General features: G+C 68.2%; 10 protein-coding genes. 5 read left to right on the forward strand and 5 right to left on the reverse strand.

Going from position 1 to position 11,887, the window contains the following annotated elements; genetic code table 11:
• The first annotated feature begins 51 nt into the window (after positions 1 to 51).
• A complete protein-coding gene (locus tag ACFYRU_RS02765) occupies positions 52 to 468 on the forward strand; it encodes a hypothetical protein (protein WP_387652291.1) in 417 nt (138 codons plus the stop codon).
• The gene (locus ACFYRU_RS02770; RefSeq protein WP_387652293.1) at positions 465 to 2,801 is read left to right on the forward strand and encodes a glycoside hydrolase family 3 C-terminal domain-containing protein; all 2,337 of its coding nucleotides are present in this window, start codon (positions 465 to 467) and stop codon (positions 2,799 to 2,801) included. Before ACFYRU_RS02765 ends, ACFYRU_RS02770 begins: the two co-directional genes overlap by 4 nt.
• Before the next feature lie 2 nt (positions 2,802 to 2,803).
• Here the strand turns inward: ACFYRU_RS02770 and ACFYRU_RS02775 are convergent, their stop codons facing one another.
• The 3 genes from ACFYRU_RS02775 to ACFYRU_RS02785 all read right to left on the reverse strand — a co-directional run bounded on the left by ACFYRU_RS02775 (position 2,804) and on the right by ACFYRU_RS02785 (position 7,225).
• Positions 2,804 to 3,505: a hypothetical protein gene (locus ACFYRU_RS02775; RefSeq protein ID WP_387652295.1), complete on the reverse strand. Its 702-nt coding sequence runs from the start codon at positions 3,503 to 3,505 to the stop codon at positions 2,804 to 2,806.
• Positions 3,506 to 3,677: 172 nt separating this feature from the next.
• On the reverse strand, positions 3,678 to 5,009 hold the full coding sequence (locus tag ACFYRU_RS02780; protein WP_387652297.1) for a PhoH family protein: 1,332 nt from the start codon (positions 5,007 to 5,009) through the stop codon (positions 3,678 to 3,680).
• Between the two features lie 1,436 nt (positions 5,010 to 6,445).
• A complete protein-coding gene (locus tag ACFYRU_RS02785) occupies positions 6,446 to 7,225 on the reverse strand; it encodes an isoprenyl transferase (protein WP_387652298.1) in 780 nt (259 codons plus the stop codon).
• 259 nt (positions 7,226 to 7,484) lie between these two features.
• Between ACFYRU_RS02785 and ACFYRU_RS02790 the strand changes: the two genes are divergently transcribed.
• A complete protein-coding gene (locus ACFYRU_RS02790) occupies positions 7,485 to 8,180 on the forward strand; it encodes a hemolysin III family protein (RefSeq protein ID WP_387652300.1) in 696 nt (231 codons plus the stop codon).
• Between the two features lie 17 nt (positions 8,181 to 8,197).
• Here the strand turns inward: ACFYRU_RS02790 and ACFYRU_RS02795 are convergent, their stop codons facing one another.
• Positions 8,198 to 8,635, reverse strand: a complete 438-nt coding sequence (locus tag ACFYRU_RS02795) for a hypothetical protein (RefSeq protein WP_387652302.1) — start codon at positions 8,633 to 8,635, stop codon at positions 8,198 to 8,200.
• Between the two features lie 55 nt (positions 8,636 to 8,690).
• On the opposite strand from ACFYRU_RS02795, the gene ACFYRU_RS02800 reads away from it, so the two are divergent.
• Both ACFYRU_RS02800 and ACFYRU_RS02805 read left to right on the forward strand, forming a co-directional pair.
• Positions 8,691 to 9,845 (forward strand): phosphotransferase, encoded by a 1,155-nt coding sequence (locus tag ACFYRU_RS02800; protein WP_387652304.1) that lies wholly within the window; start codon positions 8,691 to 8,693, stop codon positions 9,843 to 9,845.
• A gap of 57 nt (positions 9,846 to 9,902) precedes the next feature.
• Complete coding sequence (locus tag ACFYRU_RS02805; RefSeq protein ID WP_387652305.1) at positions 9,903 to 10,403, forward strand: hypothetical protein; 501 nt, start codon at positions 9,903 to 9,905, stop codon at positions 10,401 to 10,403.
• On the opposite strand, the gene ACFYRU_RS02810 is transcribed toward ACFYRU_RS02805, so the two are convergent.
• Positions 10,400 to 11,818, reverse strand: coding sequence for a M28 family metallopeptidase (locus ACFYRU_RS02810; protein ID WP_387652307.1), 1,419 nt, complete (start codon positions 11,816 to 11,818; stop codon positions 10,400 to 10,402). The two genes, ACFYRU_RS02805 and ACFYRU_RS02810, sit on opposite strands and share 4 nt — an antisense overlap.
• Positions 11,819 to 11,887: the final 69 nt, after the last annotated feature.

Genomic DNA, 11,887 nt, shown 5'->3' on the forward strand with positions numbered 1-11,887 from the left:
CCGTACGCCGGACTGATCCGCCGGCCGCGCACCGACGGCCACGCTGGCAGCATGATCCTTGCCGAAAGCACCTACCGCGGTACGACGGCCACGGAGCTGGCCGGCCGGCGCCGCTGGGACTCGTTCCGGGCCGCGATCGACCAGCGGGCGATCTTCCCGCGCGCCGGCACCGTCCGGCTGCACCCGAACCGGCTGGAGCTGACCGGCTGGGAATCGGGACGCGACATCACCGTGCATCCGGCGGAACTGGTCGCGGTCAGCAACGACTTCACCGAGCTGTACGGGCGTTTCCTGGGCGGTGGGTCCAAGACGCTTGGTGCGCCGCTGATCCTCCAGCTGAAGTCCGGCACCGTCCTGTACCTGCTGGTGAACCACCGCTGGTTCACGGAACGTACCGACAACGCCCAGTGGACCGGCAGGCTCACCCAGTGGCTGGCCGGACACCAGACGCCGGAGGCCGGCCGATGACCGCCGGACTCAGTCGCCGCGGCTTCGTGGCAGGCACGATCGGCGCAGCAGCAGCCACCGCCATGCGAACCAGCGCAGGCGCCGCCCCCGCTGACGCCGCGCCGCTTCCGACTCAGGTGCGGCGGCGGATTGATGCTTTGATCGCCGCGATGTCGACCGGCGACAAGATCGCGCAGCTCAACGTGCCGGTCGTTGTCCCCGGGGACCCGGGCAGTACGCCGGTCGCGACCACCGCCGACCAGGACCGCTACGTCCGCGGCGGCTGGGAACACAACGGCCTCACCCTCGGCCCCGGCGGCGGCTTCTTCGGGCTGGTGAACGAGTCGCTGTTCGGCAGCATCCCGCTCGACCACCCGAAGACCCCTCGGCAGCAAGCCGAACGCCACAACGAGCTCCAGCGGCTGGCGCAGCAGACCAGCCTCGCGATCCCGGTACTCCAGATCAGCGAAGGCACCCACGGCTCGATCGGCCCCGGCGCGACGATCTTCCCCGAGGGACTCGGGCTCGGCGCGACCTGGAACCCGCAGCTGGTCGGTCAGGTGTACGGCGCGATCGGTGCGGAGGCCCGCGCCGTCGGGATCCACGCGATCAGCACGATCCCCGCCGAGCTGAACCGCGACCCGCGCTACGGCCGCTCGATCTGGTCGTTCGGCGAGGATCCGTACCTCGTGACCCGCTACCTCGAGGCGCTGGTCCCGGCTGCCCAGGCGGACCTGCGGACCGGCCCGGCCGTGTCGCTGGTGACGTTCCCCGCGGAGTCCCCGAACGTCGGCGGCCTGGAAGGGTCGTCGATCGAACTCGGCGAACGGGAGCTCCGGCTGATCCACCTGCCGCCGTGGCGGGCCGGCTTCAGCGCCGGATCGCTGATGACCGAGGCGAGCGAGCAGGTGATCGACGGGCTGCCGGTGCACGGGTCACCGAAGTACCTGACGGAGCTGCTCCGCGAGGAGCTCGGATTCGGCGGTGTGGTGATCGGCATCGGGTTCGAGGGTCTGCTCAAGGACCGGATCGCGGCCACGCCCGCTCGCGCCGGTGCGCTGGCCTTGCGCGCCGGGGTGGACATCGGGCTCGGCTGGCACGACGCGTACCTCGACGGCCTCGCCGACGGCGTCAGGACCGGCGCAGTACCGACTGCACTGCTCGACCAGGCCGTACGACGGGTACTGACGCTGAAGTACCGCCTCGGACTGTTCGATCAGCCGTACGCGGATCCCGCTCGGGCCGAGGCGGTCGTCAACCGGCCGGCGCACCGGCAGCTGGCGCTGCGGGCGGCGCAGGAGTCGATGGTGCTGCTCCGCAACGAGAAGAACCTGCTGCCGCTCGACGCGGGTGTTCGCCGGATCGCGTTGATCGGCCAGAACGCCGACGACGCGCGGAACCTGCTCGGCGACTACTCGGCCTGGCCCGCGCTGCACGACGTACCCACGATCCTGGATCGGCTGAAGGCGACCGGACGGCAGATCACGTACGCGGCTGGGTGCGCCACGACCGGCACCGACCGGTCAGGGTTCGCGGCCGCGGTCGCTGCCGCGAAGAACGCCGACGTCGCGGTCGTCGTACTCGGCGAGGAGACCAAGGGCGGCTACCTCAACCCGGGCCGGACGAACGGCGAGCTCGCGGACGTCTCGAGGCTGGACCTGTCCGGCGTCCAGCAGGAGCTGCTCGAAGCCGTGCACGCCACGGGGACATCCGTGGTTCTCGTGCTGATCAACGGGCGTCCGTTGTCGGTCCGCTGGGCGGCCGAGAACATCCCGGCGATCCTGGAGGCCTGGCTGCCCGGCGAACAGGGTGCCCAGGCGGTCGTCGACGTACTGACCGGCGCGACTGATCCCAGTGGCCGGCTGCCGATCACCGTGCCGCGCAGCGTCGGTCAGTTGCCGATGTACTACAACGTGAAAGGCTCCCGGGCCGCTGCGGACTCGTACGTCGATCTACCGTCCACGCCGCTGTATCCGTTCGGCCACGGGCTGAGCTACACGACGTTTGCCGTCAGCAACGTCAGGCTGAGCCGGAAGCGGATCGCACGGGACGGAAGCACAGAGGTACGGGCGGAGCTACGCAACACCGGCAAACGTACGGGCAGCGCAGTGCTGCAGCTGTACGCCACCGACGACGAGGCGAGCGTCGCCGTACCCGCCCTGCAACTACGTGGCCTGGCCAAGGTCCGCCTCGAGCCGGGCACTGCCGCCTCAGTGGTAATCCCACTGGCCGCCATGGACCTAGCCGTGGTCGACGCAGACAACAGGACCCGCGTAGAACCAGGCACCTTCACGCTACGTGTCGGCACCTCGTCCGCTGCCTTGCCGCACAGCCTCCAGCTGACTGTGACCTGACCTCAGTACCAGCCCTTGGCCTGGGAGTGGCCCCAGGCGGAGCAGGGGGAGCCGTAGGTGGCTTCGATGTAGTCGAGGCCCCACTTGATCTGGGTGACCGGGTTGGTGCGCCAGTCCTTGCCGTAGGCGGCCATCCGGTTGCCGGGGAGAGCCTGTGGGATGCCGTACGCGGAGGAGGTCGGGTTCGCCGCGCTGACCTTCCAGCGGGACTCCTTGTTCCAGAGCTTCTCCAGGCAGCTGAACTGGCCCTGGCCCCAGCCGTGGTCGGGGAGGAGGTTCATCGCGACCTCCTTCGGGGTGCCCTCGTACTTCTTCCGCTCGGCGTCCCGGCTGGCGCGCTCCTCGCTGGACGAGCGGTTGGCCCGTTCGAGGGCCTCGTAGCGCCGGGTGATCGCGTTCTTGGCGGCCATCTTCTGGTCGGCCGCGTTCTGCAGGGCGACCTGCTGCTGCGCGATCGCCTCGACCTGGTTCCGCATCCGGATCGCGTCGGCGGCGGCAGCTGCGGCACCCGACGGTGCGGCGGACGGCTTGTCGTCTTGGGCGATCACCTTGCCGCTGTTCAGTACGGCCATCTCGGCCCGTCCCGACACCTTCTCCGACGCACTGCTGCTCCCAGGAGAGCTGAAGAGGTCGATCCCTGCGACAACGGAGACCACGGCGATTCCGGTAACTGCGAGAACCGCGACGGAGCGCTTCGCTTTCATCTGTCCTTCCGAGAAAACCCGACCCCCGTCGGCTGCAACGAGAACATACTCTGGCGTAAACCGTCCGTGATCACAAGCAGGTCACAAAACAACGGCGCGGCCGCCGCGTGGCGACCGCACCGTTCTTACCTTGGCTTTACAGAAAGCTACTACCTAACTACCCCGATGCCCCTTACAGCTGGAGGTCGTCCAGCATCTCGGTGACCAGCGCCGCGATCGGCGAGCGCTCCGAGCGGGTCAGCGTGACGTGCGCGAACAGCGGGTGCCCCTTCAGCTGCTCGACCACGGCGACCACGCCGTCGTGCCGGCCGACCCGCAGGTTGTCCCGCTGGGCGACATCGTGGGTGAGTACGACCCGCGAGTTCGCGCCGACCCGGGACAGCACCGTGAGCAGTACGTTCCGCTCCAGCGACTGGGCCTCGTCGACGATCACGAACGCGTCGTGCAGCGACCGGCCGCGGATGTGGGTCAGCGGCAGTACCTCGAGCATGCCGCGGTCGATCACCTCGTCGATCACGTCACCGCTGGTGAGCGCCCCGAGCGTGTCGTACACCGCCTGTGCCCACGGCTGCATCTTCTCCGACTCCGAGCCCGGCAGGTACCCGAGCTCCTGGCCGCCGACCGCGAACAGCGGCCGGAACACGACCACCTTCTTGTGCTGGCGGCGCTCCATCACCGACTCCAGGCCGGCGCAGAGCGCGAGCGCGGACTTGCCCGTACCGGCACGGCCGCCGAGCGAGATGATCCCGACGTCGGGGTCCAGCAGCAGGTCGAGGGCGACCCGCTGTTCGGCGGACCGGCCGCGGATCCCGAACGCCTCCCGGTCGCCGCGGACCAGCCGGATCCGCTTGTCCGGCATCACCCGGCCGAGCGCGCTGCCCCGGTCGGACAGCAGCACCAGCCCCGTGTGGGTCGGGAACTCCCCGGCCTCCGGCAGCTCCACAGCGCCGTTCTCGTACAGGTCGTCGACGACTGCGGTACCGACCTCGAGCTCGGCCATCCCGGTCCAGCCGGACTCCAGGGTCAGCTCGGCCCGGTACTCCTCGGCCTGCAGGCCGCACGCCGACGCCTTCACCCGCATCGGCAGGTCCTTCGAGACCAGCGTCACGTCCTTGCCCTCGGCCATGAAGTTGCAGGCCACGGCCAGGATCCGGCTGTCGTTGTCGCCGAGCCGGAACCCGGCCGGCAAGGTCTCCGGGTCGGTGTGGTTCAGTTCGACCCGGAGCGTCCCACCCTTCTCCCCCACTGGCAGGGGTGCGTCCAGACGTCCGTGCAGGATCCGCAGCTCGTCCAGCAGTCGCAGCGCCGTACGGGCGAAGTAGCCGAGCTCGGGGTGATGCCGTTTGGCCTCCAATTCGGTGACGACGACCACCGGGACGACCACCTCGTGCTCGTCGAACCGCAGCATCGCGTGCGGGTCGGAGAGGAGCACCGAGGTGTCCAGCACGAAGGTGCGCTGGTCCGGTGTTGATGAGGTACTTGACGCCTTGGCGTGGATGGCCATGTCGCACGTCCTCTTCTAGGCCGTGACGTACACCCTCGCCCCGGCCCGCCAGTGGTTAGGTGATGGGTCGGGTGCCGCCCTCGGGGTCCGGTGTTGACCCCGTCCGCGCCGCAGCTGCGGCAATGGCGATCAGTGAGTTCGAGACCTGAGGTCTCGGGGACTCCGTTCGGCCCCTCATGGGGCAACCGGCTGGAACGAGATTCTCAAACTGATCGGGCCTCCCGTGACAGCCGGCTTCCCCTCCGACCGTCTCTGCCAGAGTAGAAGTCGCTTGCAAACGGCGCAGCCCGACACGCCCGGCCACGGGGTTAACACGGCGTTACACCTTCAATCGCCCGAGGGAGCATCGTCACTCCCCTGGGTGATCCGGTACCCGGTCCCATGCGGCGACGCTCGGTACATGAGAAAGCACTGGCCGGTGTGGACCGGGTACGCCACGGCGCTCTGGTCCTTCGTCTACGGCCTACTCGGGCTCTACTGGTCCTTCGGCGGCTCCGGCTTCCCGTTCGCTCCGGTGCCGAACGACCGCGCGACAGGCTCGATCCTGGAGGGTACGTCGTACCACGTGGTCGCCCCGGTGATGGCAGGGACCGGGCTGGGCGGCGCGGTGCTCGCGCTCGTGATGACGCGTACGAGGCCGCGCGGGCTAGTACTGCAGGCCGTAGCCGCCGTACTCGCCGTGGTGCTCGCCCTGGTGATTCCTGACTACACACTGATCGCGGTGGTCGCTCTTGCACCCGCACTGGTCGTTTTCGCGTTCACCGGCGTACCCGGGCCTCAGGGCGGCGTCGGCGACATCCTGTACTGGCACCGCGTGAACCTGATCATCCTGTTCGTCGGCGGGCTGGTCTGGGCCGCAACCGCGATCGCCTACCACCGCCGTACTCGAGGCGGCTGCGTGTCGTGCGGCCGGGGACCGGAGGAGCGTGCGTGGCAGAGCCCTGCGTCAGCGCTGCGATGGGGCAGGTGGGCTGTGGCCGTCGCCGTGGTCGCCAACCTGCCGTACGAGTTCACCCGGGTCGCCTGGTACTTCGGCTGGCCGGTCGGGATCAGCGAGGACTTTCACCGGATGATGGCCGACACGCCGGGGATGCTCGAAATGGGTCTGGGCCTGGCCGTGATGGGCGTCGCGGGCGGTGTCCTCACTCACGGGCTCGTACACCGCTGGGGCGAGGTCTACCCGCGCTGGATCTGGTTCAAGGCCGGCCGCCGCGTACCGCCGCTGCTCGCGATCGTCCCGGCCTCGCTCGTGGCCGTCGTACTGATCCCGGCCGGGCTGATGAACGCCCGACTGCCACTCGACGGCGACAACTGGGCCATCAACGCCCCAGGCATGCTCTGGACCGTCTGGGGCGCAGCTCTCGGTGCCGCGACGTACGCGTACTACCTGCGCCGCCGTACGACCTGCAGGCGGTGCGGCAGGGGCGGCCGGGGTGCTACGTCCCGAAGCGGCGTTCTCGCTGGGCGTAGCTCCGGATCGCCCGCAGGAAGTCGACGTGCCGGAAGTCCGGCCAGAGCGCCTCGCAGAAGTAGAACTCGCTCAGCGCGCTCTGCCACAGCAGGAAGCCGCCCAGGCGCTGCTCACCCGACGTCCGGATGACCAGGTCCGGGTCGGGCTGGCCCTTCGTGTACAGGTGCCGGGCGATGTGCTCGACGTCGACCCGGTCGGCCAGTTCCTCGATCGAGATGCCCTTCGCCGCCTCCTCCAGGAGCAGGGAGCGGACCGCGTCGGCCAGTTCGCGGCGGCCGCCGTACCCGACTGCGACGTTCACCAGCATGCCCTGGACGTCCTGGGTCGCGGTCTCGGCCGCCTTCAGGGTCTCCGCCGTACTGCTCGGCAGCAGGTCCAGCGCGCCCACCGGGTGGATCCGCCAGCGGCCGATCGCGGTCAGCTCCTCGACCGCCTGCTCGATGATCCGCAGCAGCGGCTCCAGCTCGTCGGCCGGCCGGGTCAGGTTGTCGGTGGACAGCATCCACACCGTGACGACCTTCACGCCGACGTCGTCACACCAGTACAGGAACTCGGAGATCTTGTTCGCGCCGGCCTCGTGACCGCGCGACACCGGGTCGCCGCCCTGACGGGCCCAGCGCCGGTTGCCGTCGATGATGACGCCGATGTGCCGCGGGATCCGGTCCGGCGACAGCGATCTGGTCAGCCGGCGCTCGTACAGGCCGTAGACCGCGTCGCGCAGCTTCTGCTTGCCTGGTGTCCGCATGGGCAGGGTGCTCTCCTCAAAGACTCTCGGTCACGAGGCTAGCCCAGAAACGCCCCGCACGAGAGGCCCAGGAGTGACTCTCAGAAAGCTGCCAGTAAGGTCGAACTTTCTGCGAAGTTCGCGCATCGTAAACGCGGGCGTGCTGCATCACCTGGGTGACTTCGCCTACATTTCATCCTTCTGACCGATGCAACCTACGGTTCCGTAGGTTACGGTTGCGTAGGTACGAACCGCCCGGATCCCCCTCGAAAGGACGGCGATGACCGCTTCCAGCGCCCAGCCCCAGGAACTCGGTCATCGGCTCTCCGGCCGGCTAGGACCACTCAAGCCCAAGCTCCGTGGATGGTTGCACGCCGGTACGTTCCCGTTCGCCACCGCCGCGGGCATCGTCCTGATCTGCCTCGCGCCGCACGCCAACGCGCGCTGGGCCGCCGCCGTCTACACCGCCGGGGCGATGCTGCTGTTCGGCATCTCCGCGCTGTACCACCGGTTCTACTGGGGCCCGACCGGCGAGGCGATCCTGCGCCGGCTCGACCACAGCAACATCTTCCTGCTGATCGCGGGCACGTACACGCCACTCGGCATGGTCCTCCTGCACGGCAAGGACCGCCTGCTGATGCTCGGCCTGGTCTGGGGCGGCGCGACCGCCGGCATCCTGTTCCGCATCTTCTGGCTGAGCGCGCCACGCTGGATCTACACGCCGATCTACCTGGCGCTCGGCTGGGTGGCCATCTTCTGGATGGGCGACATCTACCACACCGGCGGCGCCGCGGTCGTGACGCTGATCGCCGTCGGCGGCGGCCTGTACTCCATCGGAGCCGTCGTCTACGGCACCAAACGCCCCAACCCGTCCCCCCGCTGGTTCGGCTTCCACGAAATCTTCCACGCCTTCACCGTGGCCGCCTTCATCTGCCACTACATAGCCGTAAGCATCGCCACCTACCGCGCCGGCTAACCACCCCGTTTTGGGGGTTAGGGGGTCGCGCCTAGTTCTTGGAGGGTTTGGCGGAGGGTGGCGTAGCGGGTGGGGCCTAGGCGGGTGGACCAGGTTTGTTCTATTCGGGCGATGGCGGCGTGGCTGTAGGCGACGGCGGCGTCGCCGGTCGTGGTGCGGCGGACCAGGCGGACCCGGCGGTCCTCGGGGAGGCGGTCGGAGGTGGTGTAGCCGAGTTTCTGCAGGTAGTCGACGTGTTGGCCGAGGCCTTGTTTGGTCATCAGGGCGACCTCGGCCAGGTCCGTGATGCGGGCACCTTCGGGCGGGATCAGCTCGAGCAGGCGGTAGTGCGAGACGCGCAGCCCGGGGAAGTGCTCCTCGGACGTGGAGAGGATCTCCTGCCGGACGCGACGCAGCGCCTCACCGAGCAGGCGGGCCACGTGATCGGTCTGGGAGGCGTCGTTGACGGAGGTCATAAAGTCACTTTACTATACCGATAGTAAGGTGGCTTTACTTCCGTGGGGGGAAACGATGATCACCGGGCTCGAGCCGCTGGGGCGGGATGCGTTGGGGGAGGAGGACCTGGCCGCGCTCGTGCGGACGATCACCGGAGATCCGGCGGCCGTTGCGAGCGCGGTCCGGGTCGAGACGGTCGACTATCCGATCGGTACGCCGAGTACCGAGTCGCTGCACCGGGTGTTCGGTACGACGACCGCCGGCGCGGACTGGTCCTGTTTCGTGAAGAAGCTCCAGTCGGTACGGCACTCGCCGATCATCGAACTGGTACCGGAGGCGTTCCGGCAGAGCTTCATCGACTACATGCCCTGGAACCTGGAGATCGCGGTGCACCGCAGCGGCGTCGGCGACCTGATGCCGGACGGGATGCGGCTCGCGAAGGCGTACCGGATCGACCTGTACGACGACGATCGCGGCACAATCTGGATGGAGAACGTCGTCCAGGAGTGGGGTCCGTGGCCGATCGCTCGTTTCGAGCGGGCGGCGTACCTGCTCGGCCGGCTGTCTGCGCGGCGCCAGCCGCACCTGGTCCGGCCGCTGCTCGACCGTGAGGTCTCCAGCGTCCCCGGGAGTGCCCTGCGGTACTACGCGAACGGCCGCGTACAGAAGGCCGCACTGCCCGCGCTCACCGACCCAGGCACCTGGCGGCACCCCATGCTCGCGGCCGCGGTCTGCAACCTCAGCGACCACCGCTTGAAGGACGACCTACTGGAGCTCGGCGAACGAGTACCCGCGGTGCTCGACGCACTGGACGCGCTCCCCCAGTGCTACCAGCACGGTGACGCCAGCCCACAGAACCTGCTGGTCCCCCACGACTCGCCGGACGAGTTCGTGGTGATCGACTGGGGCTTCGACTGCCCGCAGGCCGTCGGGTTCGACCTGGGCCAACTGCTGATCGGCCTGGCTCACGCAGGCGAGCTCTCACCTGAGGCGCTGCCCGCCGTACACAAGGTGATTCTCAAGGCGTTCCAGAACGGCCTGGCCGCCGACGGTATGCACGTGAGCGAGGAGCAGGTCCTGTACGGGTACCTGGGCTCGCTGCTGATCCGGGCCACGTTCACTGCGCTACCACTGGAGCTGTTCGGCAAGGCAGAGGCATCACCGGAGCTGTTCGAGGAGCGGGTACTACTGACGCGTGCGCTCGTCGACCTGGTGTCAGAGGTCGTCTGAACATTTCAGTCGTGTCACAGCTGCAACGAACGGCCTCCTGACGTGTATCCATTGTGGGTGAGGAACCTGAGCAGATACACCACAGTGGCCGTGATCGCAGGACTCGTGCTGACCGGGTGCGGCAGTGAAGCCGGTACGGGGAGTACGCCGTCCCCCAGCGCCCCGACGCTGCCAACGGTGACCCAGTCCGCGCCGGTCGGCGCGGGGCTGCCCCTCACCGTGTCGAGAACCGGTGGGTTCGCGGGGTTCAACGACCAGGTGCAGGTCGCCGCCGACGGCGTCGCGACCGTCACCGCGCGCGGAAAGGAAACGATCCGCTGCAAGCTCGACCCGAGCCTGCTGACCACGATCGCCGCAGCGGCGCAAAAGGTCGACTGGGCAAGCATTGTCGTGACCAAGCCGACCGCACGGCACCCCGACGACATGATCATCGCCGTCACCGCGAACGGGAAGACCGCCCGGCTCGAGGACCCGCAACTCAAGCCGCTGGCGACTCCGGTGACGAAACTGCTCACCGAAGCCGCCATCCCACCGGGCAAGCTCTGTACCAAGATCTAGCCGGCGGTCACCGCGATGTCGTCGATCACGAAGCTGGTCTGCAAGGAGGAATCCTCCTGGCCGACGAACTTCACCGTGACCGTCTTTCCCTTGTACGGCGAGAGATCAAGCGCCTTCTGAACGTACGACGTGCTCTTGTTCAGGTTCGAGTATGTCGCCAGCGTGGTCGTGGTGGACCCGTTGACGACCTGCACCTTGAGCGTGTCGTACGCCGTTGAGGACGTGGTCTCCGCGGTGTCGATCCTGATCCACAACGACAACGCGGCAGTTGTCGCCGTGGCCGGGATCGCCACAGGTTGACCGATGTTCTCCGTACCGCTCCGGCCGTTTCCTTGCAGCCAGGCCTTCCACGTACCGGTCCGCGCGGGTCGGCCGGTGTTGTCGGTGATCGGGCCGGACGTGCCGGTCCAGTCCACGGCGCCGGACTCGAAGCCCGGGTTCTTCAGCAAGTTGTCACCGGCCGGCGGCGTACCGCCGTTGTAGTCCTTCTGGGCGTACGTCCAGATCATGTAGCCGATGGCATCGATCTGACGATCCAGCGACGTCAGGTCCAGGTTGTCGATGGTGTCGCACGAGCGGTGGTAGCACGCGTCGAACGCCTGCCCCGCCGTACCACCCCACTTCGCGGCCTGGGCCGACGTCTTCGTGTCCTCGGCGCCGGAGAACGTTCCCGCCGTTGGGATCCCCAACGACCGGAACGCGGCATGGTCGGAGCGGCCCTGGACGTCGACGAACTCGGTCTGCACGTTCTTCGAGGTGAAGTACGTGACCAGGTCGTCGCGCGCACCGTTGCCGGCCGGGTTGTCGTCGTACACGAAGTACCCCGGGTTCGGCGACGCGATCATGTCGAAGTTCAGGTACAGCTCGATCTTGTCCCGCTCGGCGGCGGGCAGGTTGTTCACGTAGTACTTCGATCCGAGCAACCCGAGCTCCTCGGACCCCCAGAAGCCGAAACGCAAACGATTCTTGGGGGTCTGGCCGCTGGCAGCGTAGGCGAGGGCGGTTTCGAGTACGCCGGCGCTACCTGAGCCGTTGTCGTTGATTCCCGGACCGGCGCTGACGCTGTCCAGGTGCGAGCCGGCCATCACCACGTGGTTCGCGTCGCCGTGCGGCCACTCCGCGATCACGTTGTACGACGTACCCGCCGAGGTGCTGAACGACTGCAGGGTGGTGGTGTACCCGGCCGCGTCCAGCTTGGCCTTCACGTAGTCGGCCGAGGCCTTGTAGCCGGGCCGGCCGGTGTAGCGGTTTCCACCGTTGCTGTTGGCAATGGACTGCAACTGGTCGAGATGGGCCTTCACGTTGGTGACGGAAATGTCCGGCGAGTCGGTCGCGGCCGCGACGTTGCCTGGGACAAGCAACGCACCGGCGACGACCAGTACCACGCCGAGTCCTGGGACGAGGGACCTGCGCATGATGAATCTCCTTGACGGCAAAGGAAATCCGGGGCGCGCGAACCTGGGCGGACGGCCGCGCGCCCCGGA

The sequence above is a fragment of the Kribbella sp. NPDC004536 genome (assembly GCF_042873835.1).
In the GTDB taxonomy this organism is placed as follows: domain Bacteria; phylum Actinomycetota; class Actinomycetes; order Propionibacteriales; family Kribbellaceae; genus Kribbella.